22 protein-coding genes are annotated in these 25,433 nt (G+C 73.2%); 10 read left to right on the forward strand and 12 right to left on the reverse strand.

Translation table 11 applies throughout. The features are described from left to right. Nucleotides 1-451: 451 nt before the first annotated feature. The 3 genes from GSY65_RS12475 (at nt 452) to GSY65_RS12485 (ending at nt 2,789) form a co-directional block, all read left to right on the forward strand. Nucleotides 452-1,834, forward strand: a complete 1,383-nt coding sequence (locus tag GSY65_RS12475; protein ID WP_159767394.1) for an amino acid permease — start codon at nt 452-454, stop codon at nt 1,832-1,834. A 115-nt stretch (nt 1,835-1,949) separates the two neighbouring features. Beyond that, nucleotides 1,950-2,183: a hypothetical protein gene (locus GSY65_RS12480; RefSeq protein ID WP_159767395.1), complete on the forward strand. Its 234-nt coding sequence runs from the start codon at nt 1,950-1,952 to the stop codon at nt 2,181-2,183. A 48-nt stretch (nt 2,184-2,231) separates the two neighbouring features. After that, entirely contained in the window at nt 2,232-2,789 is a 558-nt protein-coding gene (locus GSY65_RS12485) for a DUF4240 domain-containing protein (RefSeq protein WP_159767396.1), read from the forward strand. Nucleotides 2,790-2,879: 90 nt separating this feature from the next. On the opposite strand, the gene GSY65_RS12490 is transcribed toward GSY65_RS12485, so the two are convergent. Next, nucleotides 2,880-3,533, reverse strand: coding sequence for a mycothiol-dependent nitroreductase Rv2466c family protein (locus GSY65_RS12490; RefSeq protein ID WP_159767397.1), 654 nt, complete (start codon nt 3,531-3,533; stop codon nt 2,880-2,882). A 162-nt stretch (nt 3,534-3,695) separates the two neighbouring features. Between GSY65_RS12490 and pepN (GSY65_RS12495) the strand changes: the two genes are divergently transcribed. Both pepN (GSY65_RS12495) and GSY65_RS12500 read left to right on the forward strand, forming a co-directional pair. Further along, nucleotides 3,696-6,275: an aminopeptidase N gene (gene pepN / locus GSY65_RS12495; RefSeq protein ID WP_159767398.1), complete on the forward strand. Its 2,580-nt coding sequence runs from the start codon at nt 3,696-3,698 to the stop codon at nt 6,273-6,275. Nucleotides 6,276-6,594: 319 nt separating this feature from the next. Then, nucleotides 6,595-7,647: a hypothetical protein gene (locus GSY65_RS12500; RefSeq protein ID WP_159767399.1), complete on the forward strand. Its 1,053-nt coding sequence runs from the start codon at nt 6,595-6,597 to the stop codon at nt 7,645-7,647. A gap of 88 nt (nt 7,648-7,735) precedes the next feature. Here the strand turns inward: GSY65_RS12500 and GSY65_RS12505 are convergent, their stop codons facing one another. The 3 genes from GSY65_RS12505 to GSY65_RS12515 all read right to left on the reverse strand — a co-directional run bounded on the left by GSY65_RS12505 (nt 7,736) and on the right by GSY65_RS12515 (nt 11,501). Next, nucleotides 7,736-8,875: a serine hydrolase domain-containing protein gene (locus tag GSY65_RS12505; protein ID WP_201452520.1), complete on the reverse strand. Its 1,140-nt coding sequence runs from the start codon at nt 8,873-8,875 to the stop codon at nt 7,736-7,738. 93 nt (nt 8,876-8,968) lie between these two features. Continuing rightward, nucleotides 8,969-10,741: a TIGR03767 family metallophosphoesterase gene (locus tag GSY65_RS12510; RefSeq protein ID WP_159767400.1), complete on the reverse strand. Its 1,773-nt coding sequence runs from the start codon at nt 10,739-10,741 to the stop codon at nt 8,969-8,971. Between the two features lie 298 nt (nt 10,742-11,039). Continuing rightward, a complete protein-coding gene (locus GSY65_RS12515) occupies nt 11,040-11,501 on the reverse strand; it encodes an NUDIX hydrolase (RefSeq protein WP_159767401.1) in 462 nt (153 codons plus the stop codon). Nucleotides 11,502-11,828: 327 nt separating this feature from the next. Here GSY65_RS12515 and GSY65_RS12520 point away from each other — a divergent pair, with 327 nt between their 5' ends. Continuing rightward, nucleotides 11,829-12,809 (forward strand): helix-turn-helix domain-containing protein, encoded by a 981-nt coding sequence (locus GSY65_RS12520; RefSeq protein WP_159767402.1) that lies wholly within the window; start codon nt 11,829-11,831, stop codon nt 12,807-12,809. Between the two features lie 393 nt (nt 12,810-13,202). After that, nucleotides 13,203-13,439: a hypothetical protein gene (locus GSY65_RS12525; RefSeq protein WP_159767403.1), complete on the forward strand. Its 237-nt coding sequence runs from the start codon at nt 13,203-13,205 to the stop codon at nt 13,437-13,439. A gap of 282 nt (nt 13,440-13,721) precedes the next feature. Here the strand turns inward: GSY65_RS12525 and GSY65_RS12530 are convergent, their stop codons facing one another. The 3 genes from GSY65_RS12530 to GSY65_RS12535 form a co-directional block, all read right to left on the reverse strand. Then, nucleotides 13,722-14,657 (reverse strand): hypothetical protein, encoded by a 936-nt coding sequence (locus GSY65_RS12530; RefSeq protein ID WP_236579759.1) that lies wholly within the window; start codon nt 14,655-14,657, stop codon nt 13,722-13,724. Continuing rightward, nucleotides 14,654-14,794, reverse strand: a complete 141-nt coding sequence (locus tag GSY65_RS34680; protein ID WP_443043213.1) for a hypothetical protein — start codon at nt 14,792-14,794, stop codon at nt 14,654-14,656. The genes GSY65_RS12530 and GSY65_RS34680 overlap by 4 nt, the downstream gene beginning before the upstream one ends. A 254-nt stretch (nt 14,795-15,048) precedes the next feature. Beyond that, a complete protein-coding gene (locus GSY65_RS12535; protein WP_159775855.1) occupies nt 15,049-15,567 on the reverse strand; it encodes an RNA polymerase sigma factor in 519 nt (172 codons plus the stop codon). Between the two features lie 470 nt (nt 15,568-16,037). Between GSY65_RS12535 and GSY65_RS12540 the strand changes: the two genes are divergently transcribed. Then, nucleotides 16,038-17,054 carry an aspartate-semialdehyde dehydrogenase gene (locus GSY65_RS12540; protein WP_159767404.1) on the forward strand — a complete coding sequence of 339 codons (1,017 nt, stop codon included), beginning with the start codon at nt 16,038-16,040 and terminating at the stop codon, nt 17,052-17,054. Between the two features lie 259 nt (nt 17,055-17,313). Here GSY65_RS12540 and GSY65_RS12545 read toward each other — a convergent pair whose 3' ends face one another. Further along, nucleotides 17,314-17,793: a DUF1203 domain-containing protein gene (locus GSY65_RS12545; protein WP_159767405.1), complete on the reverse strand. Its 480-nt coding sequence runs from the start codon at nt 17,791-17,793 to the stop codon at nt 17,314-17,316. A gap of 135 nt (nt 17,794-17,928) precedes the next feature. Between GSY65_RS12545 and pepN (GSY65_RS12550) the strand changes: the two genes are divergently transcribed. After that, nucleotides 17,929-20,547: an aminopeptidase N gene (gene pepN, locus GSY65_RS12550; protein ID WP_159767406.1), complete on the forward strand. Its 2,619-nt coding sequence runs from the start codon at nt 17,929-17,931 to the stop codon at nt 20,545-20,547. 107 nt (nt 20,548-20,654) lie between these two features. Here the strand turns inward: pepN (GSY65_RS12550) and GSY65_RS12555 are convergent, their stop codons facing one another. Then, a complete protein-coding gene (locus GSY65_RS12555) occupies nt 20,655-21,623 on the reverse strand; it encodes an EamA family transporter (RefSeq protein ID WP_236579760.1) in 969 nt (322 codons plus the stop codon). Between the two features lie 176 nt (nt 21,624-21,799). Between GSY65_RS12555 and GSY65_RS12560 the strand changes: the two genes are divergently transcribed. Beyond that, entirely contained in the window at nt 21,800-22,318 is a 519-nt protein-coding gene (locus GSY65_RS12560; protein WP_159767407.1) for a MarR family winged helix-turn-helix transcriptional regulator, read from the forward strand. A 179-nt stretch (nt 22,319-22,497) separates the two neighbouring features. On the opposite strand, the gene GSY65_RS12565 is transcribed toward GSY65_RS12560, so the two are convergent. The 3 genes from GSY65_RS12565 to GSY65_RS12575 form a co-directional block, all read right to left on the reverse strand. Further along, a complete protein-coding gene (locus GSY65_RS12565) occupies nt 22,498-22,749 on the reverse strand; it encodes a hypothetical protein (RefSeq protein WP_159767408.1) in 252 nt (83 codons plus the stop codon). A 218-nt stretch (nt 22,750-22,967) separates the two neighbouring features. Continuing rightward, nucleotides 22,968-25,145, reverse strand: a complete 2,178-nt coding sequence (gene malQ / locus GSY65_RS12570) for a 4-alpha-glucanotransferase (protein WP_159767409.1) — start codon at nt 25,143-25,145, stop codon at nt 22,968-22,970. Then, nucleotides 25,146-25,385 carry a hypothetical protein gene (locus GSY65_RS12575; RefSeq protein ID WP_159767410.1) on the reverse strand — a complete coding sequence of 80 codons (240 nt, stop codon included), beginning with the start codon at nt 25,383-25,385 and terminating at the stop codon, nt 25,146-25,148. Nucleotides 25,386-25,433 lie beyond the last annotated feature (48 nt).

The raw sequence follows: 25,433 nt of genomic DNA on the forward strand, positions 1-25,433 counted from the left end.
CTGAGGTGAAGTGGCTTTGGCCACGTCGGCACGGAGGGAAGCACCTGTAGGGATTCACCAATCGGGCGGTGGGGGCGGACAGGCACGGCCACCCGTCGCCGCCCGGGTGAGGCGGCTCCGGCGCGCCGCGCCCGGCACGGCTCGGTGTCGGACCCGTACCCGAGGATGATCGCGACGCCCCGTACCGCGGCGGCACCGGCGCTCTCCCCTTCCGTTCCCCGTCGCTCCCCCTCCCCTCCCCTTCCGTTCCCCGTCGCTCCCCCCTTCCCTCCCCTTCCCTCCCCTTCCGTTCCCCGTCGCTCCCCACCCTTCCCTCCCGTTCCCCTCCCGTAGCGGCCCCGTGACCCTGCGTGCCGGACGCGTCCGGATAGCGAACAGCTCCTCGTGCACGCGACGGGCCGTCCAGACTGTGGACGCTTTTGCCCTCTCACGCATTGGACGAGCCGCGCCCATGCCCAGCACCGTCAAGGCTCCACCGGAGCAGGACGCCGCCCTCTCCCACGGCCTCAAGCAGCGCCATCTGTCGATGATCGCCCTCGGCGGGGTGATCGGCGCGGGACTCTTCGTCGGTTCCGGGGCGGGGATCGCCGCCGCAGGCCCGTCGATCGTCCTCGCGTACGCCCTCTCCGGGCTCCTCGTGATGCTGGTGATGCGGATGCTGGGCGAGATGTCCGCCGCGTATCCCTCGTCGGGCTCCTTCTCGGCGCACGCGGAACGCGCGGTCGGCCCGTGGGCGGGCTTCACCGCGGGCTGGTCGTTCTGGGTGCTGCTGTGCACCGCCGTGGGCCTGGAGGGCATCGGCGCCGCGAAGATCGTGACCGGCTGGGTGCCCGGGACGCCCGAGTGGGCGTGGGTCGGGCTGTTCATGCTGGTGTTCCTCGGCACCAACCTGGCGGCCGTGAAGAACTTCGGCGAGTTCGAGTTCTGGTTCGCCGCGCTGAAGGTCGGTGCGATCACCCTGTTCCTGGTGCTCGGCGTCCTGGCCGTGACCGGGGTCCTCCCCGGCAGCGACTCGCCCGGCCTCGCCAACCTCACCGGCGAGGGCGGCCTGCTGCCGGGCGGCACGGACGGCCTCGTCGTCGGCCTGCTCGCCTCGATCTTCGCGTACGGCGGTCTGGAGACCGTGACGATCGCGGCGGCCGAGTCGGAGAACCCCGTGAAGGGCGTGGCGACCGCCGTGCGCACGGCGATGTGGCGCATCGCCGTCTTCTACGTCGGCTCCATGGCCGTCATCGTGACGCTGGTCCCGTGGAACGCGAAGGCGGTCGTCGAGAAGGGCCCGTACGTCGCCGCCCTCGACCACATCGGCATCCCCGGCGCCGGTCAGCTGATGAACGTGGTGGTGTTCGTGGCGCTGCTGAGCGCGATGAACGCCAACATCTACGGCTCCTCGCGCATCGCGTACTCCCTGGTGGAGCGCGGGCAGGGCCCGAGGTTCCTCGGCCGGGTCTCGGGCGGGGTCCCCCGGACCGCGGTGCTGGCCTCCAGCGTCTTCGGCTTCCTCTGCGTCGTGCTCAGCTACTGGCGGCCCGACGACGTCTTCGCGTGGCTGCTGAACATGATCGGCGCGGTGATCCTCGTCGTGTGGATCCTCATCGCCGTCTCGCAGTTGCTGCTGCGCCGCCGGATCGAGCGCGAGGCCCCCGAGCGCCTCGTCGTCCGCATGTGGGCGTTCCCGTGGCTGACGTGGGTGGCGCTGGCCGGCATGGCGGCGGTGTTCGTCCTCATGGCGCGGGAGCCGGCGACCCGGACGCAGCTGTACTGGTCGGGCGGGATGACGGCGGTACTGGCGGCCGTCGGGTACGGATGGCAGCGGGCGCGGGAGCGGCGCTGACCGGCTCGCCCCGGGCCGCCGGCACCCGGCCGCACCTCGGCCCCCTCCCCCGTTTCCAGGGGTCGTTCGGCGCAGCCTCCTCCCCTACGGGCGGTTTCGGCGCGATTCTTGGGGGATGCCGACGTCGCGACGACTGACCTGCCAGACCTGCCGCTCCGAGGAGCCGCACGAGCCGCTGACCGCCAAGGAGCGCGACTGGCTGCAGAGACAGCTCGGCAACCCGGTCGCGGACAACTACTACAAGTGCGTCAACGAGCGCCCCGACGGCACGGTCTGCCTCAACCTGCGCACCCACGGCCATGAGAAGCACTTCAGGCTCACCAAGCGGCTGCCCGACGAACTGGAGTGACCCGCGGGCCGGGACGCGTTGTCAGACCCCCCTGGCAGGCTTCGCCCCATGGACGTGAACGAGTTCTGGAGCATCGTCGACGAGGCGCGCCGCACGGCCCCGGCCCCCGAGGAGCCGGACGGGGCCGAAGACGTCGCGGAGCGGGCCGCCGCGCTGCTCGCGGCCCGGCCGGCCGCCGAGATCGTGGCCGCCCAGCAGATCCTGTGGGACCTGCTGAGCACGTCGTACCGCGCCCCCCTGTGGGCCGCTGCGTACACGATCAACGGGGGCTGCTCGGACGACGGCTTCGACTACTTCCGGGGCTGGCTCGTGCTCCAGGGGCGCGAGGTCTTCGAGCGGGCCGTCGCCGACCCCGACTCCCTCGCCGAGTCGTCCGTGGTCCGGCGTGCCTCCGAGGAATGGACCGAGGTCGAGTGCGAGAGCACCCTCGGCATCGCCTGGGACGCCCATCGCGAGGCCACCGGGCGGGAGTTGCCCCCGGACAGCTTCCGCATCCGCTACCCCGCGCTGGACCCGTCCTGGGACTTCGACTTCGACGACCGGGCGGAGACGGAGCGCCGACTGCCCCGACTGGCCGCCCTGTACGCGCGGCACCGTCAGGCGTGAACGACCTGCGGCAGAGGGCAGAGGGCAGAGGCCGGTACGGACGCCGCCCGGCACCGGGCCCCGCGGTGAGAGCCCGGTGCCGGGGGCGCGTCAGACCAGGTTGCTGAAGTCGGGGCCCTGGGTGCGGGTGCGCTTGATCTCGTAGAAGCCGGGGACCGAGGCGACGAGCAGGGTGCCGTCCCAGAGCTTGGCGGCCTCCTCGCCCTTCGGGGCGGGGGTGACGACCGGGCCGAAGAACGCGATCTGCTCGCCGTCGGCGCCGGGGACCGCGATGACGGGCGTGCCGACGTCCTGGCCGACCTTGTCGATGCCCTCCTTGTGGGAGGCGCGCAGCTGCGGCTCGTACGGGGTGGAGTCCCAGTGGTCCATCAGGGAGTCGGGCAGGCCGACCTCCTTCAGTGCCGCGGCGACGACCTCCTTGCCGGCGCCCTCGCCCTGGTTGTGGGCTCGGGTGCCGATCGCGGTGTAGAGGTCGCCGAGCACCTCGGCGCCGTGCTCCTCCTGTGCGGCGATGACCACGCGGACCGGGCCCCAGGCCTTCGTCTCCAGCAGCTCGCGGTACTCCGCGGGGAGTTCGTCCAGCTTGTTCTCGTTGAGGACCGCGAGGCTCATCAGATGCCAGCGGACCTCGATGTCACGGACCTTCTCCACCTCCAGGACCCACCGCGAGGTCATCCACGCCCAGGGGCACAGCGGGTCGAACCAGAAGTCGACGGGGGTCTTGCCTGAGGTCTGCTCGGACATGGTTCTCCTTGAGAAGAAGCAAGAGTGCGATGGTCGGTTTACGGCGCAACAATCCGCAACACCGGCGCCCCCCGCCTGATTCCCGGCTGCCCGGCGTCAGGAGCACATGGCAGGATCGGCCCTGTCCGCATACTGAACACCACCCCTGAGGGAGTGCCGCCCGTGCCCGGTGAGAATCTGTCCCGCGACGAGGCCCAGGAGCGGGCCGCGCTGCTGTCCGTCGACGGCTACGAGGTCTCCCTCGACCTGCGGTCCGCCGTCGGAGACCGGGGGGACGAGCCGCGGACCTTCCGCTCGGTGACCACCATCCGCTTCCGGTGCGCCGATCCGGGCGCCACCAGCTTCGCCGACCTGATCGCGCCGAGTGTGACGTCGGTCTCCCTCAACGGCAGGGACCTCGACCCGCGCGCGGTCTTCGACGGCTCCCGGATCGTCCTGGACGACCTGGCCGCCGAGAACGAGCTGGTGGTCGACGCCCAGTGCGCCTACTCCCGCACCGGCGAGGGCATGCACCGCTTCGTCGACCCGGAGGACGGCGAGGTCTACCTCTACACGCAGTACGAGCCCGCCGACTCCCGCCGGGTCTTCGCCAACTTCGAGCAGCCCGACCTCAAGGCCCCGTTCCGCTTCGAGGTGCGGGCGCCCGAGGACTGGGTGGTGTGGAGCAACGGCGTCGGCGAACGGACCGACGGGGTGTGGCGCTTCGCGGAGACCAAGCCGATCTCGACGTACATCACCGCCGTCGTCGCCGGCCCCTACCACTACGTCACCGACTCCTACGAGCGGGTCCTCGCGGACGGTACGCGGCTGGAGATCCCCCTCGGCGCGATGTGCCGCAAGGGGCTCGCCCCCTACTTCGACGCCGACGACGTCTTCACGATCACCAAGCAGGGGCTGGACTTCTTCCACGACCACTTCGACTACCCGTACCCGTTCGGGAAGTACGACCAGGCGTTCGTCCCCGAGTACAACCTCGGCGCGATGGAGAACCCGGGGCTCGTCACCTTCCGCGAGGAGTTCATCTTCCGCGGCAAGGTCACCCGCGCGTCGTACGAGCGGCGGGCCAACGTCATCCTGCACGAGATGGCGCACATGTGGTTCGGCGACCTCGTGACCATGGTGTGGTGGGACGACCTGTGGCTGAAGGAGTCCTTCGCGGACTTCATGGGTTCCTTCTCGATGGTCGAGGCCACCCGCTTCACCAACGGCTGGGTCACCTTCGCCAACAACCGCAAGTCCTGGGCGTACCGCGCGGACCAGCTGCCCTCCACCCACCCCGTCACGGCCGACATCCGTGACCTGGAGGACGCCAAGCTCAACTTCGACGGCATCACCTACGCCAAGGGCGCGTCCGTCCTGAAGCAGCTGGTGGCGTACGTGGGGCGCGAGGCGTTCCTGGAGGGCGCCCGCCGCTACTTCAAGCGCAACGCCTACGGCAACACGCGCCTCGGTGACCTGCTGTCGGTCCTGGAGGAGACCAGCGGCCGGGACATGGCGGCCTGGTCGCGGGCCTGGCTGCAGACGGCCGGGGTGAACTCCCTCACCCCGCAGGTGCTGCTCGACGCCGAGGGCCGGATCGACGAGCTGGCGGTGGTGCAGGAGGCCGCCGAGTCCCACCCCGAGCTGCGGCCGCACCGGGTGGCGATCGGCCTGTACCGGCGTGGCGGCGACGGCGCGCTGGAGCGGTACGCGCGCGCCGAGGCGGACGTCGACGGGCCCCGTACGGTCGTGGCCGAACTGGCCGGGGCCGAGGCGCCGGAGCTGGTGCTGGTCAACGACGACGACCTCACTTACTGCAAGATCCGTTTCGACGCCGGGTCGCTGGACACGCTGCGGGCCGGGCTCGGCGACATCACCGACCCGCTGGCGCGCGCCCTGTGCTGGTCGGCGCTGTGGAACCTCACCCGGGACGCGCTGCTGCCGGCGCGGGACTTCATCGACCTGGTGCTGCGGTTCGCGGCCCGGGAGTCCGACATCGGCGTGCTGCAGATGCTGCACGCCTGGGCGAACTCGGCGCTCACCTTCTACGCGGCGCCGCGGTGGCGGGAGGCCGGCGGCCGGCTCCTCGCGGAGGGCGCCCTGCGCGAGCTGCGGGCCGCCGAGCCGGGGAGCCAGCACCAGCTGACGTGGGCGCGGTTCTTCGCGGCGGTGGCGTCGAGCGAGGCGGATCTCGGGGTGCTCCAGGGACTGCTCGCCGGGACCGAGAAGGTGGACGGACTGGACGTCGACCAGGAGCTGCGGTGGGCGTTCCTGGAGCCGCTGGCGACCTACGGGGTGGCCGGGGAGGGCATCCTCGCGGCCGAACTGGCCCGCGACGACACGGCGTCCGGGAAGCGGCACCAGGTGCGGTGCCTGGCGGCCCGGCCGTCGGCCGCGGTGAAGGCGCAGGCGTGGGCGTCCGTGGTGGAGTCCGACGTGCTGTCGAACGCGCTGGTGGAGGCGACCATCGCCGGGTTCGCGCGGCCGTCCCAGCGGGAGTTGGCGGCGCCGTACGCCGAGCGGTACTTCGAGGTGATCGAGCGGGTGTGGGCCGAGCGGTCCATCCAGATCGGGATGGACGTGGTGCGAGGGCTGTTCCCGTCGCTGCAGGACTCCCCGGCGACCCTGGAGGCGACGGACGCGTGGCTCGCCGCCCACGAGGGGGCCGCGCCCGCGCTGCGCCGCCTGGTGGTGGAGGCCCGCGACGACCTGGCGCGGGCGCTGCGGGCGCAGGCGTGCGACGCGGCGGGGGGCGAGGGGTAACTCCTGTCGGTCCTGCTCGTGTCGCGCATCCGGCCCGGCGCCGCCCCACCGCCGGCCGGGCCGGATGCGCGGCTCGGCCGCCCCGCTCGCCTGCCCACGGCCGGGAAGCGGCGCCGTCACGCCGGTCCGCGCCGGTCTCCCTCCCCTGGTTGCACGTTACGAAATTCGGGTAGTCGGAGCCGTAACCTTTTCGGATCACGGGGTCGACCAGCGACTATCGGCAGTCGAACGCACGTACTTTAGTGCGTTCTTGTCCGGATTTGTCGACGGACGTGTAACAGGGGTTCGGAGCCGCTCCCGGCGCGGAAACCTCCGGGTCATGAACCACAACACCCCGCTCTCCTCCCGCCCCCTGAGCCGGCTCGCGGACGTGCACCGCCGCGTACTGACGGCCGCGCAGCTGCGCGCGCAGGGTGTCACCCCGGCCGAGACGAACGAGCGGTGCCGGCAGGGTGGTCCCTGGCAGCAGCTCCTCCCCGGCGTCTACCTGCTGCACCCCGGCCCGCCCACCTCCGAGGAGCGGCTGCACGCCGTCCTGTCGTACGCCGCCCGCACCCCCTTCCGCGCACCGGCAGCCGGGGTTCCCGCGCAGCCGAACGCGGACGAGCCCCGCGCGACCCCGCACTACGCGGACGCCGTCATCACGGGTCTCGCGGCGCTGACGCTGCACGGTTTCTCGTCCGCTCCCCCCTTGCTTTCCCTGGACACCATCGACGTCCTGGTCCCGCGCATGCGCCGACTGCGCACCGCCGGCTGCGCCCGCGTGATCCGTACCGCGTCCCTGCCGACCCCGTCGTACGTGACGGGTCTGCCCGTCGCCCCCGTGCCGCGTGCCCTGGCCGACGCGGTCGCGGAGCTGGCCGACGTGGAGCCCGTACGGCGGCTCCTGACCGAGGCGGTGCGCGGCGGTCACACCGAGCCGGCGTCGGTGGTGCGGGAGTTGGCGCAGGCGCGGCTGCTGAACCGTCCCCACGTCGCGGACGCGGTGGACTCGCTGCTCGCCGAGGGGCGGGCGATGGCGGAGGACCAGCTGTACCGGATGGTCCGGGAGTTCGCCCTGCCCGACCCGGCCTGGAACGTGGACCTGCGGCTCCCCGGCGGCCCGCACCTCGGCGGCCTCGACGCGTACTGGCCGGAGCAGGCCGTCGCGGTGGAGCTGGACACCCGGGCCCCCGGGCGGGAGGACGACGCGCTCTGGTCCGAGTACGCCCGCAAGCGGGAGACGCTGGAACGTCTCGGCATCACCGTCGTCCACCTCACCCCCAGGAAGCTGCGTGAGTCCCTGGAGCAGCAGGCCGCGGTCGTCCGCACCGCGCTGATGGCGTCGTCCGACCGCGATCCGGCCGCGTACGTGGTGGTGCTTCCCCGGTAGTTCCGGGAACCCGCCCTCACCCAGGGCGGAACGCAGGAGGGGAGAGGAAGGGCCGCCGCACCTCACGGCGGCCCTTCCTCATGCCGTCTCACTCACCGCAGAACTCCGCCTCCACGATGGCCTGGCTGTTCCCCGTCCAGTCGCTGTTGAGGTTGAAGGTGAGGGAGTGGCGGCCGTCCGCGGTGGTGACGGCCTCGGAGAGGGAGCCGTGGATGCCGCCGCCGTGGCCCCACACCCGCACACCGCAGGAGAGCGTCTGCTCGATGAGACCGAGGCCGTAGCCGCCCTGGTCCCCCAGGGGGACGGTCGTCTTCATCGCGTCGAGCTGCTTCTTCGGCAGGAGCCGGCCCCGCAGCAGCGCCGAGTAGAAGCGGTTGAGGTCCTCGGGGCTGGAGACCAGTTCACCCGCGGCGCCCGCCATGGACGGGTTCAACCTGGTGACGTCGTACGTCTGCCCCTCCGCGGTCTCGGCCAGCTTGGAGTAGGCGCGGCTGTGCGGCCCCGGCAGAGAGGGGGATGTGCCGGGGAGTCTCGTGCCGCGCAGGCCGAGGGGTTCGATGATGCGGGCGCGGATCTCCCGGCCGTACGGGTTTCCCGTGACCTTCTCGATCACCAGGCCGGCGAGCAGGTAGTTGGTGTTGGAGTAGTTCCAGCCGGTGCCGGGGGCGAAGTCCGGCTCGTGCCGCGTGGCGATGCCGACGAGTTGTCGGGGGGTGTGGGTGCGGTAGCGGTTCTTGAGGAACCCGTCGGCGAGGAAGAGGTCCCGGCCGAGCTGCTCGTCGGTGGTGTAGTTGTAGATCCCGCTGGTGTGGTTGAGGAGCTGGCGGACCGTCACCCGGCGGCCGTCGTGGCCGTTGCCGCGGACCAGGCCGGGCAGCCAGCGGTCCACCGTGTCGTCCAGGGACAGCCTGCCCTCGGCCTCCAGTTGGAGCAGCACCGTCGCCACGAAGCTCTTCGTGATGCTGCCCGCCCGGAAACGGTCGCGGGCGGTGCGCGGCTCGCCGGTCCTCAGGTCACCCTTCCCCGCGGTCGCCTTCCACACGCCGCGGGAGTCCTTCGCCTGGAGGGCGATGCCCACGACCCCGTCCCTGATGTTGGCGTCCATCGCCGCGCGGGTCGCGTCGTGGCCGGCTCTCGGGGCGGCGGGCGCGGCCACCGCCACCGGGGCGGCGAGTGCCACCGCCGCGACCACCGCGGTCGCCGCCACCAGAGCTGTGCGTACTGACATCGTTCCCCCTGTGTCCGTGCTGATCGTCGGGTCGGGGAGGGGGACCCGGCCGGTGTGGCCGGGGTTGACACGGTGCCTGACGTTGAGCGGTTTTCAGCCCTTTCGGAGCACCAGCTCCACGTTGCGGTCGCCGGGGGTGCCGGTGAGGGTGTCACGGCGGCCCGGCGCGTTGAACGACAGCTCGCGGTACAGGGCCGCCAGGCCGGTCTGGCTGAGGTCCGTGAAGCGGGTGGTGTGCGGGGCGGCCGACTCGATGAGGGTCGTGAACAGGGAGATCGTGCCGTCCTTGTTGTCCACCAGCTCGATCACCCGCGCGAGCTGCGGGAAGTCGATGTGCGACGCGGTCGAGATCTCCCAGAACGAGCCGCCGCCGGCGTACCTGTGCGGGGTGACGCGGTTGCGGTGGCTGTGGCCGTTCACCCAGGCGAGGACGTTGCGGTGGCGGCCGAGCAGGGCCAGCACCTCGTCGCCGCCGTGCCGGGCCTCGCCGGGACGGGACGGGTCCTTGCGGAGGTTGCGCATGGTCGTGCTGGTGTGGTGGCTGAAGACCACGGCGTACGAGCCGTCCTTGGCGGCCTCCTGCAACGTCCGCTCCAGCCACTTCAGTTGCGCCGTGCCCAGCGAGCCCTCGTAGTGGCCCCCGGGGTCGGTGGAGTCGAGGCTGACGCCGATGACGTCGTCGGCGATCCGGAAGACGTAGTACTGGGTGCGGGCGTCGAGGTTGGCCTGCGAATAGCCGTGGCCGACCGGGCCGGGGCCGGTGTGGGCCGGGTCGAGGTGCGCCTTCAGGTACTCCAGGGGCGTGAAGGGTGCCCGGCCCTCGTCCGGGGTGACCGAACGCATCTTCTTCGCCTGGGACTTGAGGACGGCCTTCCAGTCGGCGCCGCGGGGGTCGCCGCCGCTCTTCACGTTGTCCCAGAGGGCCCTGCCGACCTGCTCGTCCAGGGTCATCAGCTTCTTGCCGCCGACCGCGAAGTCCGCGAAGAAGGAGTCGCCGGGGGCGTAGCAGCCGCCGGGCAGGGAGTCGTGGTTGCCGACGGTGGAGTACCAGGGCACGTTCAGGCCGGGGCTGTTGACCTGGCGGATCGCGGCCGCGAGGAAGCCGTCCAGGTGGGGGAAGCCGAGCTTCTTGTCGGCGTCGCGGACGGTGGAGTCGGGCTGCCAGTAGAGCGTCAGGCCGCTGTTCTGGACGCCCTCGTAGCGGCGCGGGTCGCCGGAGTTGGGGGTGACGCGGCCGCCGCTCATCACCTTCAGGAACCAGTCCAGTTCCGTCCGGGAGTTGTTGTCGGTGTTGTCGCCGGTCGTCATCACGAAGTGCAGCGGCGAACCGGTGACGGGCGCGCCCCGCAGCGAGTTGACCCGTTCGACGAGCGACACCGCCCCCGCCACGGACAGCGCCTCCTGCGGGCGCCAGGCGCTCGCGGTCTGGGCGCGCAGGTACTCGTAGCGCAGCGGGTGCTGCACGTCGACGACATGCAGGTCGGTGAACTGCACGAACGACGCGAGAGCCGTACGGCGCTTCTCCCGGCCGGACTTGGGGGTCGCGAGGTCGGAGCGCACGACCCGCTTCCAGGCGGGGCCGTCGCCGAGCCGGCGGTAGCCGGAGGCGTTGCGCGGCGCCGCGACCGAGGCGAGGGTGGTGCCCCGTGTGTACGGCGCGAGCGGGGCGGGCGGGGCCTCCCGGTTGGAGAGGTTCGCCAGGGGGACCTCGGTGGTGCTCCCGGCGGCAGCGGCGGCGTGGGCGTCCGTCTCCGGCCGCAGGGCGAGCCCGATGCCCGCCGAGAGGCCGACCGCGCCGGTGGCGGCGAGGAAGGCCCGGCGGTCAGGGCTGGTGGCGGCGGCAGCGACTGAGCGTATGCGCGACATGGCGCGGTCTCCCCGAGTGCGAACGCGTCGGCAGTGGTCGCGGGGCCGCTCCGCGGTGGGGGCCGGAGTGGGGTTCCCGCTCGTACCGAATGCTTGGCAGCCGGGGTGACCTGGACGTGAACGAGGTCGCAACGGGTGGCGCCGATCACCGTACGTGGATCTTCGCGGGCGCTGGGTGTTCGCCGGGGGTTGCCGAAGGTAGGGGGAACCGAGGGGAAGCGGTCACTCCTCGTTCATGTGACGGGGTAGGGCAGGTGTCGTTCGGGGAGCGGGGCAGGGCACGTGTGCCCCGCGGCCCCTACGGGACGGCCGGCGGTTCCAGGTGACCGTTCGGCGGGCGTCGGCGCCACAAGGTGAGGCCCACGTCCACCAGGCCGACCCGCTCCAGGTCGGGGACCTCCTCCAAGGGGTGCCACGCGGCCATGTCCGTCGAGCCGTTGGTCTCGTGACGCAGGGTGCCGCCCGTCACGCGGGCCTCGTAGACGAGGCGGAGGCTGTGGAAGGAGGCGCGGGAGCCGAGGCGCCGGGAGTGGTCCTCGGTGACGGAGTCGACGCCGAGGAGGGCGGTCGGCTCGACGGTGTACCCGGTCTCCTCGTCGGCCTCGCGGATGACGGTGTCGTAGGGGTCCTCACCGTGGTCCATGCCCCCGCCGGGGAGGGTCCAGCGCCTGGTGCCGTCCCGGCCGACCCAGCGGGCCAGCAGCATCCGTCCGTCCCGTACGCACACGGCGTAGGCCGCCACCCGCAAGTCCTCGCGCATGAGGAGACGTTACTCAACGGATACGGGGAGAGGGCGGGTGCTCCCCACGTGGCACCCGCCCCCAGGCGACGGGGAGACGGGCGCTCGGCGCGACGGCCCGTCCCCCCGTTGGACGGGCCGCCGCACATCTGTGCGTCGCGCCCTCCGATCTTCGGCCGGGATCCCCACCGCACACCAGGGGCGCGGGGTGGCCGCAACGCGCCATGGCACCGTCGTGCCTGCCCTGTACCCTTCGCCACAAGACCCCTGATCCACCGAGAAATCGCCACGGATCGAACTAGGATTCCCCTTCGGGCGCGAGGGGGTGGGGAGGCGAAAGGGCCGACTGTGCTGGACGAATTCCTGGAGGCGGACACCGAGGCCGTCAGCGTCTACCGGAGCCTGCTCACCAACCCGTCCTGGACGCTCCACGACGTCGGGCGGCACACGGGCCTCACCGAGGACGCGGTGCGGGCGGCCGTGGACCGGCTCTCCGGTCTCTCCCTGCTGAGCCCCGTCACGGACACGACGTTCCTGCCGATGAACCCCGAGACGATCCTGGGGCCGGTACTGCGCCGCCGCGAGGCCGAACTCGACGCCCAGCGCGCCCACCTTTCCCGGCACCAGGCGGTGGTCGCCGAATTCGCCAAGGAGTACGCGGCCTTGGGGCTGCGGCACACCGGGGGCGCCGAGCACCTGGTCGGCGTGGACGCGGTCCGCACCCGGCTGGAGCAACTGTCCCGGGACGCGGTGCAGGAGGTGTGCACCTTCACGCCGGGCGGCGCCGTGAGCGCGGCCGGACTGGAGTCGGCCCGCCCCCTGGACCAGGAGTCCTTCGACCGGGGCGTACGGATGCGCTCCGTCTACCTGGACAGCGTGCGCAACGACCAGCCCACCTCCGACTACGCGACCTGGCTCACCTCCATGGGCGGACAGGTGCGCACCGTGCCCGCCCTCCCGATGCGGATGATCATCTGCGATCGCGAGGTCGCGGTCGTGCCGGTGAACGCCGAGGACAGCCGCCAGGGCGCGCTCGTCGTCCGCTACCAGGGCGTCGTCCAGGCCCTCGCCGAGCTGTTCGAGCTGGTCTGGGCGCAGGGCGTGCCCCTGGGCGCGGAGGCACCGGCCGCGGTGGGCGACGGGGCGAGCGAACGCGACCGGGTCCTGCTGAAGCTGCTGTCCGAGGGGATGACCGACCAGGGGATCGCCCGCAAGCTGGGGCTCTCCGTGCGGACGATCAGACGGCTGATGTCGGACCTGATGAAGCGTCTGGACGCGCAGAGCCGGTTCGAGGCGGGCGCGGAGGCCGTGCGGCGGGGCTGGCTGTAGCGTCTGCGGTGCGGTCCGGCGCGATGCGATGCCGTGCCATGCGGTCCGGTTCGGTCCGATGCGTCCAGGTTCGATGCGGTGCGGTTCGGTGCGGTCCGGTTCGGTGCGATGCGGTGCCGTGCGGTCCGGTGCCGTGCGATGCGGTCCAGTTCGGTGCGGTGCGGTGCGGTCCGGTCCGGTGCGGCGGGGCCGGCCGCAGCGTCGCCGCACGCCGCCGGGAACCCTCCTCCGGGAGCCCTCCGCCGGGACCTAATCGCGGGCACGGTGGCCCTGTCCGGCCATGGCCGCAAGTGGCCATGGTGAGCACCTGCGTTTCGGACGGTGATCAATCATGATCGGTCATGGCCCTTCACAGGGCCCTCACTTGTCACCCCTCACGAAAGAGGAACGGTTGTGCATTCCTCGACGCGCTCCCGGCGCATCGGCGTCCTCGCCCTCCTCGGTCTGGGTTCCGCCGCGGCGGCCCTCGTCCTCGGCACCGCCGTCGACGCCCCGGCGGGCACGCGGCTGGCCGCGGACGACGCCGTGACGGAGATCGTCGTGCCCGCCAAGCCTGACAAGGGCGGCGTGCAGCCCGGTGTGGTCGTACCCGGCCACAAGGAGACCTGGACCTGGGACGACCAGGAGTGACCTGACCACCGGTCCCCTCGTCGCACCCCGGGCTCGAAAGCACCCCGGGATCGGGCAGTCCGATCCGGGGTGCCCGGCGGTGCCACGGCCGCTCAGGCCCGCCGGAATACGGCCCGCCGGTTTCCCGGCGGGCCGTATGCGTGTCCCCGGCGGGCTGTGTGTGCGGCGCGAGGGGCCGTGCCCGGGTGCGGGCACCTCGCGGGGTGCGGGCGCCGGGCAGGGGCCAGGCCGTACCGGGGCCCCGGGGCCGCCGCGCGAGGGCGGTCGGCCACGGGGCTGTCCTCACTCACACGTCCGGCCCCCCGTCTCCGGCGTCGCGGTCTCGATCCGGTTCCGCTGTCGGGCGATGTCGGTCGGGTCGGTGGTCCACAGGTCGGGTTCGGCGCCGTCGCTCGGGATGCCGACGAGAGCGCGGTCGCCCTTCCTCACGCGGGAGCCGACGTCCTGGGCCAGCGGGAAGACGATCTCCTTCTCGCCCTTGTCCGGCTTGTAGTAGCGGTCGACGACGAGGGTGACGCGGTCCCGCCCGGTGCCGGGGACGGGTTCGACGGAGACGACGGTGCCCTCCACGATCAGGCGGGCGCAGGCGATGTCGTAGCTCTCGGGATCGACCCTCCCGTCGGCGTTCCCGCCGCCCTGGCCGCCCTTCGCGTCGTCGTGCAGGCCGCTGTCGTCGTGCTTGCTGGCGGCGCTGCCGGATCGGTCCGCCGCACCCCCGCCGCCCGACTGGACGACTACGGCGCCGAGCCCCACGACGACGGTGGCGGCGGCAGCCGCGGCGAGCGTGCCGAGGGCGACGGACACGGCCCGGCGGCGCCCGCGGGGGCGGGCCGGCCGCGTCGGCAGGGGCCTCACCGGCGCGACGGGGGGCGTCCCGGGCTCGGGCCGGTGCCCGGTGACCGTCCCGGCCCGGGCCGCGTCCCCCGGCCGCGCGGCCGGGGGTCGCCCCGGCGGCGCACCGGCTTCCGCCTCCGGTCCGCCCGCACCGTCGTCGGCCCCGGCCAGGGCGTCGCCGATCAGCCCCAACTGCTCCCGCAGCAGCAGCACGTCGGCGGCGGCCGCGCGCCGCGCGGCCATGAACTCGCCGTCGGCGAGCGCCTCCTCCGGCAGGGGCTCGTCGAGGAGCGCGGCCATCAAGGCGTCCATACCGCCGTACTCGGCGCCCTCGAACACGGCTGCCTCGGCCTCGGCGCCCCCGAATCCGCCCCCCTCGCTCACGTCTCGCTCGCGGACGTCTCGCTCGCGGACGTCTCCCTCAGGCACAACTCCGTCCCGCACGCCTCCCTCAGGCACGTCTCCCTCAGGCACAACTCCGCCCCGCACACCTCCCTCAAGCACGTCTCCCTCAGGCACAACTCCGCCCCGCACGCCTCCCTCAGCCACGTCTCCCTCAGGCACAGCTCCGACCCGCGCGCCTCCCTCAGGCTCGGCTCCCTCCCGCACGGCTCCTTCGGCGGCGCCCCCGTCCGAAGGCACCCCGGCCGAGGCGTTCCCGGCCGAAGGCACCCCGGCCGAGGCGTCCCCGGCCGGGCCGCCCCCGGTCACGGGCGTCGCGAGCGTGATGTCGTCGGCTTCGGTGTCGTGCCGGTGGTTGTCCTGGGCCGCCATGTCACACCACCTCGTCCTCGTGCAGGCGGGCGCGCAGCGCGCGGACCGCTGAGTGGAGCCTGCTCTTGACCGTTCCCTCGGGGATGCCCAGCTCGCCGGCGATGTCCCGGACCGGCAGGTCGGCGTAGAAGCGCAGGACGACGACCTGGCGCTGGGCGGCGGGCAGTTCGTCCAGGCCGCGGGTGACGGCCAGCGAGAGCACGCTGGAGTCCTCGCCGGAGGGGTGCTCCAGCTGGCGCAGCGAGGCCAGGCGCTCCCCCAGCCGCTCCTGGCGGCGCTTGGCGCGGTGCCAGTCCATCGCCAGGTTGGAGGCGACCACCGCCGCCCACGCGGACACGTCCCGCGGCGCCTCCCGGCCGCTCGCGGCCCGCTCCAGCAGCCGCAGCCGCACCTGCTGCACCCCGTCCGGCAGGTCGGACTGCGGGACCCCGCCGAGCGCGAGCACCGCGCGCACCCGCCGCTCCTGGGCCGCGTCCAGCGGATCCACCCCCGTGTCGCCCGCGGCCGCCGGACCCGTCACCGCGGCCGGTGGTTCACCCCCGCCGCCCGGACCCGCCGCAGCCGACGGGACGCCGGCCACCCGCAGCGGATCGTCCACCTCCTGGACGCGGCGCGCCTTTCTGCGCAGCACAGCCACCCCTCCCCTCCCTCCCGCGTTTCCCCTACGACGCCGGGCCTGGCCGGAACGTTCGGGTGGGTCCACGACTTTCCGGCCGCCCCGCAGAGGCGTACGTCACACCTTCGCGTGCACCAGGTGCGGGCGGGCAGGGGGGAGGCAGCACAGCTTGCGGCGCCGAGCCCTCGCAGGACGAATATCTCCAGCTCAGCCGGGGTGGCGGCCAAAGAACCGGATGCGGCGCCGCCGTCCCCCGCGTCCCATTCCCCGAGCACCGCGGGCAAAGAATTGGACAGGCGGACCGGGGCTCACCGCATGATGGAAACGCGTCGGTCATGCAGCAGACACAGACAAGCCACGTCAAAGGAGTCACCGTGAGGGTCGGAATCGTCGGAGCCACCGGTCAGGTCGGCACGGTCATGCGCAGGATCCTCAAGGAGCGGAACTTCCCGACGGACGAGCTGCGTCTTTTCGCCTCCGCCCGCTCGGCCGGTTCGGTCATCGACGGCGTGACCGTCGAGGACGCGGCGACCGCCGACTACTCCGGCCTCGACATCGTGCTGTTCTCCGCCGGTGGGGCGACCTCCCGCGCGCTGGCCGAGAAGGTTGCCTCCCAGGGCGCCGTCGTGATCGACAACTCCTCCGCGTGGCGCCGCGACCCCGAGGTGCCCCTGGTGGTCTCCGAGGTGAACCCGCACGCGATCGCCGACCGCCCCAAGGGCATCATCGCCAACCCGAACTGCACGACGATGGCCGCGATGCCGGTCCTGCGTCCGCTGCACGAGGAGGCGGGCCTCCAGGCGCTGGTCGTCGCCACGTACCAGGCGGTGTCCGGCTCCGGTCTCGCGGGCGTGGCCGAACTGCACGGCCAGGTCCAGAAGGTCGTCGCCGACGCGGACAAGCTGACCCACGACGGCGCGGCGGTCGACTTCCCCGAGCCGCAGGTCTACCAGCGCCCCATCGCCTTCAACGTGGTCCCGCTCGCCGGCTCCGTCGTGGACGACGGTCTGAACGAGACGGACGAGGAGCAGAAGCTCCGCCACGAGTCCCGCAAGATCCTGGAGATCCCCGACCTCAAGGTCTCCGGCACCTGTGTCCGTGTCCCGGTGTTCTCCGGGCACTCCCTCCAGGTCAACGCCCGCTTCGCGCGGCCGATCTCGGTGGAGCGAGCGACCGAGCTGCTCGCCGGCGCGCCGGGTGTCGCCCTCTCCGACATCCCGACGCCCCTCCAGGCCGCCGGCCAGGACCCGTCCTACGTGGGCCGCATCCGCGCCGACGAGACCGTCGACCACGGCCTGGCGCTGTTCGTCTCCAACGACAACCTCCGCAAGGGCGCCGCGCTGAACGCGGTCCAGATCGCGGAACTGGTGGCGGCGGAGCTGAAGGGCTGACACCGGCACGAGCACGGCCGCGCCCAGCCCAGGGCCGGGCCGTGTCCGGCCGTCCGACGGGGCGGCCACTCCACCGGGAGTGGCCGCCCCGTCGGCGTACCCGGCGCGGGGGTCCGGCGCGTGTGCGGTCCCGCACGGCCGGGGTCCGGCACGGGCGGGGTCCGGCACGGGCGGGGTCCCGCACGGCCGGGGTCCCGCACGGCCGGGGTCCCGCACGGCCGGGGTCCCGCACGGGCGGGGTCCGGCGCGGCGCCCGCGCTCAGGGCCGGCGCACCTCGTACAGGAAGCAGCCGTACTCGACGGCCCGGACGTGCACGACGGCGACCGCGGGGTCCGCGAAGGCCGCGGTGAGGGCCGCTTCGTGGTCCGCGGGCTCCTCGACGAGCCGTCCGCCGAGGATGCGGCCGTCGGCGGCGTAGCGGCGCAGTACGCGGTGGCTGTCCGTGAACGGCAGCCGGTCGTCGTCGGCCGGTCCGGGGCACTCCTCGGCGTGGATGAAGACGGGGCCCCGCTCGTCGTAGGCGCCCGGGTCGACGCCGGTGGCGGCCGCCCAGCGGCGCAGCGGCGCGTAGGAGACGAGGGCGGTCGACTCACCTGGCCGGCTGTGCCGCAGGCAGCAGCGCAGCGGGGCGCCGCCCTCGGTGTCCATGACGGCGGTCGGGGGCCGGCCGGCGTCGTCCGCCGTCCGCAGCTGCTTCAGGGTGGGGGCGTCCAGGGGGCGCGCGATGTGGGTCGTCATGCCCCCAGCGTGGTGCGCGCCGTGCCGTGCGACCGGCGGATTCCGGACGTAGTGGTGCGGGTGAACCTGGTCGTCGCCCAACTCCCCGCGCCGTGGAAGGATGACCGAACCCACACATAACGAGGAGATGACCGCGTGCCTGGCACAAACCTGACCCGCGAAGAGGCTCAGCAGCGGGCGGAGCTGCTCAGCGTTGACTCGTACGAGATCGAACTCGACCTCACCGGCGCGCAGGGTGGGGGCACCTCCCCCTCGAGCGAGGCCGAGAGCGGGGGAGGCACCTACCGGTCCGTGACCACGGTGCGCTTCGACGCCGCCCGGGGCGGTACGGAGACCTTCATCGACCTGGTGGCCCCGACGGTCCACGAGGTGACCCTGAACGGCGACGCGCTCGACCCGGCGGAGGTCTTCGCGGACTCCCGGATCGCGCTGCCCGGTCTGCTGGAGGGTCGCAACGTCCTGCGGGTCGTGGCGGACTGCGCGTACACCAACACGGGTGAGGGCCTGCACCGGTTCGTCGACCCGGTCGACGACCAGGCGTACCTGTACACCCAGTTCGAGGTCCCGGACGCCCGCCGGGTGTTCGCGAGCTTCGAGCAGCCGGACCTGAAAGCCACCTTCCAGTTCACGGTGAAGGCCCCGACCGGCTGGACGGTCATCTCCAACTCGCCGACGCCGGAACCCAAGGACGACGTCTGGGTCTTCGAGCCGACGCCCCGTATCTCCACGTACGTCACGGCGCTGATCGTCGGCCCGTACCACTCGGTGCACAGCGTGTACGAGAAGGACGGGCAGAGCGTGCCGCTGGGCATCTACTGCCGCCCGTCGCTGGCCGAGTACCTCGACTCCGACCACATCTTCGACGTGACCCGGCAGGGCTTCGAGTGGTTCCAGGAGAAGTTCGACCACGCGTACCCGTTCCAGAAGTACGACCAGCTGTTCGTGCCGGAGTTCAACGCGGGCGCGATGGAGAACGCGGGCGCGGTGACCATCCGCGACCAGTACGTGTTCCGGTCGAAGGTGACGGACGCGGCGTACGAGATGCGCGCCGAGACCATCCTGCACGAGCTGGCCCACATGTGGTTCGGCGACCTCGTGACGATGGAGTGGTGGAACGACCTGTGGCTGAACGAGTCGTTCGCCACGTACACGTCGATCGCGTGCCAGGCGGCCCACCCCGAGTCGCGCTGGCCGCACGCGTGGACGTCCTTCGCCAACTCCATGAAGACCTGGGCGTACCGGCAGGACCAGCTGCCGTCCACGCACCCGATCATGGCGGAGATCCGCGACCTGGACGACGTCCTCGTCAACTTCGACGGCATCACGTACGCCAAGGGCGCGTCGGTGCTGAAGCAGCTGGTGGCGTACGTCGGCGAGGACGAGTTCTTCCGCGGCGTGCAGGCGTACTTCAAGCGTCACGCGTACGGCAACACGCGTCTGTCGGACCTCCTGGGCGCCCTGGAGGAGACCTCCGGACGCGACCTGAAGACCTGGTCGAAGCAGTGGCTGGAGACCGCCGGCATCAACATCCTCCGCCCGGAGATCGAGACCGACGAGCACGGTGTCATCACCTCCTTCGCGATCCGCCAGGAGGCGCCCGCGCTGCCCGCCGGTGCGAAGGGCGAGCCGACCCTGCGCCCGCACCGCATCGCGGTCGGTCTGTACGAACTCGACGACGACTCCGGCAAGCTGGTCCGGGACGAGCGCGTCGAGCTGGACGTGGACGGCGAGCTGACGGCCGTGCCGCAGCTGGTGGGCAAGCGCCGCCCGGCGGTCGTCCTCCTCAACGACGACGACCTGTCGTACGCCAAGGTGCGCCTGGACGAGCGGTCACTGGCCTTCGTCACCGAGCACCTCGGCGACTTCGCGTCCTCCCTGCCCCGCGCCCTGTGCTGGGCCTCGGCCTGGGACATGACCCGGGACGCCGAGCTGGCCGCCCGCGACTACCTGTCCCTGGTGCTGTCCGGCATCGGCAAGGAGTCGGACATCGGTGTCGTCCAGTCGCTGCACCGTCAGGTGAAGCTGGCGATCGACCTGTACGCGGACCCGGCCGGCCGTGAGGCGCTGCTGACCCGCTGGACGGACGCGACCCTCGCCCACCTGCGCGCCGCGGAGCCGGCCTCCGACCACCAGCTCGCCTGGGCCCGCGCGTTCGCCGCGACCGCCCGCACCCCCGAGCAGCTGGACCTGCTGGAGGCGCTGCTGGAGGGCACGCAGACCATCGAGGGGCTGGCCGTCGACACGGAGCTGCGCTGGTCGTTCGTCCAGCGGCTCGCGGCGGTGGGCCGCTACGACGAGGCGGAGATCGCCGGCGAGTACGAGCGCGACAGGACCGCGGCCGGTGAGCGGCACGCCGCCACGGCCCGCGCCTCCCGCCCGACCCCGGAGGCCAAGGCGGAGGCCTGGTCCCAGGTCATCGAGTCGGACAAGCTTCCGAACGCCCTCCAGGAGGCGGTCATCGGCGGCTTCGTCCAGACGGACCAGCGCGAGCTGCTCGCCGCGTACACGGACAAGTACTTCGAGGTCGTGAAGGACATCTGGGAGGCCCGTTCCCACGAGATCGCCCAGCAGGTCGCCGTCGGCCTCTACCCGGCGGTCCAGGTCTCCGAGGAGACGCTCCGCAAGACGGACGCCTGGCTCACCTCGGCCGAGCCCAACGCGGCGCTGCGCCGTCTGGTCTCCGAGTCCCGTGCGGGTGTCGAGCGCGCCCTGAGGGCCCAGGCCGCGGACGCCGCGGCGGCCGCGGCGGAGTAGTCCGGCGCGGGAGGCGTTCTCCCCGGCCGCGCGACAAGCGGCCGTACGCGCGGCAGGGGCGCCCGGTGGTCTCCACCGGGCGCCCCTGTCATGTGCCCTCTCCCGCGTCAGGCCGTTCGGGTGGTGTCGCGCACCAGCGGGGCCGGGAGGTCGCCGGGCTCGATCGCGTTCTCCGGCCGCCGGGCGCCCGCCTCGGCCGCCTTCTCCGGTCGCCGGTCGCCGCGCGGCTGGAGCTGGCCGAGGACGGTCGCGGCGAAGGCGAGGGCCATCCCGAGGAGCTGGAGGGGGGTGAGGGCCTGGCCGAGAGCGGCCCAGCCGATGACGGCGGCGGTCAGCGGGGAGAGGGGGCCGAGGAAGGTGACCTGCGTGGCCGAGAGGCGGCCGATGCCGCGGAACCAGAGCCAGTAGGAGACGGCGGTGTTGGCGAGGGCGAGGTAGAGGTAGCCGCCGATCGCACGGCCGTCCAGCGCGGGCGGCGCGCCCTCGACGAGGAGGGCGATCGGTGCGATGAGCAGGCCGCCGGCGGTCAGCTGCCAGCCGGTGAGCGCGAGCGGGCCCACGCCCTCGGGGCGGCCCCACCGCTTGGTGAGGACGACACCGGCCGACATGGAGGCGGTGGAGCCGAGCGCGGCCAGCACACCGATCGCGTCGAGCGCCCCGGCCGCCTTCAGCACCACCAGGCTGACGCCGAGGGCCGCGGCGATGCCGGTGAGCAGGGTCCGCACGGTGGGCCGCTCCCCCAGCAGCACGGCCGCGAGCCCCGCGACGAACAGCGGTCCCACCGACCCGACGACCGCCGCCATTCCGCCCGGCAGGCGGTACGCCGAGAGGAACAGCAGCGGGAAGAAGGCGCCGATGTTCAGCGCGCCCAGCACCGCCGCCTTCCCCCACCAGACCCCGCGCGGCAGCGTCCGGGAGAGCGCGAGGAGCAGCAGCCCGGCGGGGAGCGCCCGCATCAGGCCGGTGAACAGGGGCCGGTCGGCCGGGAGGAACTCGGTGGTGACGGCGTACGTCGTGCCCCAGGAGATGGGCGCGAGGGCGGTCAGGGCTATGAGGGGGAGACGGTTCGCGGTCATGGGACGCGCCCTTCGCGCTCGGCGGGGTGTGGTGACGGTCGCAGTGCTGACGGTCGAGGGGACGCGGCGTGGACGACCGCCGCAGCATTACCTTGCTTGCGACTAGCTTACCGCTAAGCAACTTTTCGTCAAGCTACTTTCTTGCGACCGACCGACACTCCCCCGATACTCGACCCATGACTCAGCGCCCCGAGCCCGACCCGTCCCCCCGCGACCCCGTCGACGCGATCATCGAGCAGTGGGCGGTCGTCCGCCCCGACCTCGACACCACCGCGATGGAGGTCTTCGGACGCGTGTACCGGCTGTCCCGCACGCTCGGCGACCGCATGGAGAAGGCGTACGCGCGGTTCGGGATCTCGCGCGGTGAGTTCGACGTGCTCGCGACCCTGCGCCGGTCCGGCGAGCCGTACACCCTCTCGCCCCGTCAGCTCTCGGGGACCCTCATGCTCACCACCGGGGGGATGACCGGCCGCCTCGACAAGCTCGAACGGGCGGGTCTGCTGCGCCGCTCGCCCGACCCGCACGACCGCCGCGCCCTCCAGGTCACCCTCACGGAGGAGGGGCTCCGGTTGATCGACGAGGCGGTGGCCGCGGGACTCGCCGTCCAGACGGAGGCGCTCGCCCACCTGGACGAGGAACAGGCCGGCCACCTGGCCGGCCTGCTGCGCACGCTCGTGCTGGGGACGGGCTCGTGACGCGCCGGGGGCTACGGCCGGTACCGGCGGTGCGGCGCCGTCTCACGGCGCCCGACCCGTCGGCGCGCCCCTGAGCGGCGCACGGCGCGCCGGGGAACGCCCGGAAACACGACGAGGGCACCCTCGGCGCACGGGTGTGCGGAGGGTGCCCTCGACGAAACGCCGTCAGTGGGGGGCGGTCAGGCCTTCGCCTTGGCCTTGGGCTCGCGGTCCGTCGACCGGTCCAGGACCATCACCAGGCCGGTGATCAGCGCGAACAGCCCGATCGGCGCCACGACGAAGAGGCCGAGCGTCTCGATCACACTGAGGCCCGGACCCGGGTCGTCTCCGTCGTCGGGCGTCAGCGCGAGGGCGGGGGACGACATGAGCAGCATCATCAGCGTCGTACCGGCGGCCAGGGCGCCGGCGCGCAGGGCGTTCTTCTTGTCCACGGGGCCAACGTATCCAACGCGCCCGAGGAGCGCGCGGGCGGGGGTCCGTTGGCGAGTGCGGGCGGGTGCGGGCGGGTGGAGGCCGGCCGCGCCCGCGCGCTCCGCAGGGGCGCGGTGAACCGCGCGGGGAACGTCGCGGGAACCACTGACCACCCGCACCCTCGACCGCACTCGCACCCGCACCCGGCGATGAACAGGCAATGGGCCCGCACCACCGGCTACGAGACGCCTCGGTCCTCCCCGCGCAGCACCTCCACCAGGGCCCGCAGCCGGGGCGAGGCCGCCAGGTCCTCCAGGGTCAACGGACGGCCCGCCGCGTCAGCGATCGGCAGGCGCCAGTTCGGGTACTGGTCCCACGTGCCGGGCAGGTTCTGCGGCCGCCGGTCCCCCACCGCGTCGGGGAGCCACAGGCCGATCATCCGGGCCGGGGTCCGCAGCAGGAACCGGTGGACGGCCTGGATCTCGGCCTCCTCGGAGACCGCCGACAGGCCCCCGCTGGCCCCGTGCAGCAGGCCCAGCCGCCGCAGGACCGCCAGCCACTCGCTCGCGTCGGCGGCGGCCTCGGCCCGCTCCTGCGTCAGGGGGCGGGTCAGCAGGCCCAGCCGGTGGCGGAGGTCGACGTGGTCCCCGGTGAGCCGGGACGCGGTCGGCGGGAGGTCGTGCGTGGTGGCCGTGGCCAGGCAGTTCGCCCGCCACCGCTCGGGCGGCAGCGGACGGCCGCCGCCCTCCCAGTCCCGCTCGAACCACAGCACCGAAGTACCCAGCACGCCCCGTTCGTCGAGCGCCTCCCGTACGCCCGGCTCGACGGTGCCGAGGTCCTCGCCGATCACCAGCGCCCCGGCGCGGGCGGCCTCCAGGACGAGGATCGCGAGCATGGCGTCGGCGTCGTAGCGGACGTACGTGCCCTCCGTGGGCGGTCGGCCCTGCGGGACCCACCACAGGCGGAACAGGCCCATGACGTGGTCGATGCGCAGGGCGCCGGCGTGGCGCAGGAGGGCGCGCAGGAGGCGGCGGTAGGGGGCGTAGCCGGACTCGGCCAGGCGGTCCGGGCGCCAGGGCGGCAGGCCCCAGTCCTGGCCGCGGGAGTTGAACGCGTCGGGGGGCGCGCCGATGGACATGCCGGCGGCGACGTAGCGCTGCTGGGCCCAGGCGTCGGCCCCGCCGGGGTGCACGCCGACGGCGAGGTCGTGCACGAGGCCGATGGGCATGCCGGCGTCCCGCGCCGAGCGCTGGGCGGTGCCGAGCTGGGCGTCGGTGAGCCAGGCGAGCCGGGTGTGGAAGTCGACGCGGTCCATCAGCTCGGCGCGGGCCCGGGCGGTCTCGGCGGAGCGCGGGTCGCGCAGGCCGGCGGGCCACCGGTGCCAGTCGGAGCCGTACACCTCCGCGAGGGCGCACCACGTGGCGTGGTCCTCCAGCGCCTCGCCCTCCTCGGCGAGGAAGTCCCAGTAGGCGGCGAGCCGGCCGGGGCCGAGCGGGACGGCGCGCACCCGTTCCAGGGCCTGCCGTTTCAGTTCCCACACGGCGTCGCGGTCGATCAGTTCGCCCTTGTCCAGCACGGAGGCGCGCAGCCGTGCGGCCCGTTCGGGGAGCGTGCGGAGGAGGTCGCCGTCGCCGCCGGCCTCGCCGTCGGTGAGGGCGTAGGGGTACTCCGGGATGTCCTCGACGCGCAGATGGACGGGGTCGGGGTAGCGGCGTGAGGAGGGGCGGTAGGGGGAGGGGTCGGTGGGGGCGCCGGGTACGGCCGCGTGCAACGGGTTGACCTGGACGAATCCGGCGCCGAGGGCGCGGCCGGCCCAGGCGGTGAGTTCGGCGAGGTCGCCGAGGTCGCCCATGCCCCAGCTGCGCCGGGAGAGCAGGGAGTAGAGCTGGACGAGGAGGCCGTAGGTGCGGCCGGGCGGGGCAGGGAGGCGGGACGGGGCGACGACGAGGTGGGCGTCGGCGGTGCGGCCGTCCGGGGTGGTGGCGCCGAGGGCGTGCACCCCGGGCGGCAGGTCCCGGAGGGCGGTGCGCAGACCGTCCCGGTCGGTGTCGAGGGTCTCGCCCTGCTCGGTCCGTACGCGCAGCCGGGCGCCGTCGGGGAGCGGGGTCAGCGCGGCCGGTGGCTCGCCGCCGCGCCAGTGCACCAGCGTGGGCGGCAGCAGGCGGGCGGCCAGCTGCCGTTCGCGGGCCGCGAGGGCCGCGTCGACCGCCTGGGGAGTGCTCGCGTCCACGTCCAGCGCCGCGAGGGCGGCGACGACCGCGCCGTCCGCGGCGGCGACCGTACGGTCCGGGGACGGGCGGTAGGAGGTGGCGACCCCGTACGACGCGGCGAGCCGCGCCAGCGGGGTCGTGTCCGACGGCTCCGCGGGGGCGCCGGAGCGTGGCGGTTCTCCCGGGTCGGCCGGGCGTGCTGCCATCTAGACCCCCGATGCGGCGCCGTTGGACGTGGGTTCGCTGGTGAGGGGCGCCGCGTCCGCGAGGGGCGGCTCGCTGGTGAGGGGCTCGGCGTCCGGGAGCGGGGGCTCGCTGGTGAGCGGCGCCTCGGCGCAGTGGCCCTCCGCGCTGAAGACGCAGACGTGGGGTTCGACGAGCCGGTGGGGCTCGTGGACACGTTTGGAGCGGGCGGTCTGGGCCGGAAGGTGTACCGGTGCGGCCACGGGGGCCTCCTTGTCGTCGTACGACGGTGGATGTGCGGGTCCGGGGTA

The organism is Streptomyces sp. HM190 (assembly GCF_009857135.1).
GTDB classification, from domain to species: domain Bacteria; phylum Actinomycetota; class Actinomycetes; order Streptomycetales; family Streptomycetaceae; genus Streptomyces; species Streptomyces heilongjiangensis.

What these genes read in the sequence shown, in the direction of transcription:
- GSY65_RS12475 (WP_159767394.1), top strand. Translation starts at nt 452, where the DNA reads ATGCCCAGCACCGTCAAGGCTCCACCGGAGCAGGACGCCGCCCTCTCC.
- GSY65_RS12480 (WP_159767395.1), top strand. Translation starts at nt 1,950, where the DNA reads ATGCCGACGTCGCGACGACTGACCTGCCAGACCTGCCGCTCCGAGGAG.
- GSY65_RS12485 (WP_159767396.1), top strand. Translation starts at nt 2,232, where the DNA reads ATGGACGTGAACGAGTTCTGGAGCATCGTCGACGAGGCGCGCCGCACG.
- GSY65_RS12490 (WP_159767397.1), bottom strand. Translation starts at nt 3,533, where the DNA reads ATGTCCGAGCAGACCTCAGGCAAGACCCCCGTCGACTTCTGGTTCGAC.
- GSY65_RS12500 (WP_159767399.1), top strand. Translation starts at nt 6,595, where the DNA reads ATGAACCACAACACCCCGCTCTCCTCCCGCCCCCTGAGCCGGCTCGCG.
- GSY65_RS12505 (WP_201452520.1), bottom strand. Translation starts at nt 8,875, where the DNA reads ATGTCAGTACGCACAGCTCTGGTGGCGGCGACCGCGGTGGTCGCGGCG.
- GSY65_RS12510 (WP_159767400.1), bottom strand. Translation starts at nt 10,741, where the DNA reads ATGTCGCGCATACGCTCAGTCGCTGCCGCCGCCACCAGCCCTGACCGC.
- GSY65_RS12515 (WP_159767401.1), bottom strand. Translation starts at nt 11,501, where the DNA reads ATGCGCGAGGACTTGCGGGTGGCGGCCTACGCCGTGTGCGTACGGGAC.
- GSY65_RS12545 (WP_159767405.1), bottom strand. Translation starts at nt 17,793, where the DNA reads ATGACGACCCACATCGCGCGCCCCCTGGACGCCCCCACCCTGAAGCAG.
- GSY65_RS12555 (WP_236579760.1), bottom strand. Translation starts at nt 21,623, where the DNA reads ATGACCGCGAACCGTCTCCCCCTCATAGCCCTGACCGCCCTCGCGCCC.
- GSY65_RS12560 (WP_159767407.1), top strand. Translation starts at nt 21,800, where the DNA reads ATGACTCAGCGCCCCGAGCCCGACCCGTCCCCCCGCGACCCCGTCGAC.
- malQ (WP_159767409.1), bottom strand. Translation starts at nt 25,145, where the DNA reads ATGGCAGCACGCCCGGCCGACCCGGGAGAACCGCCACGCTCCGGCGCC.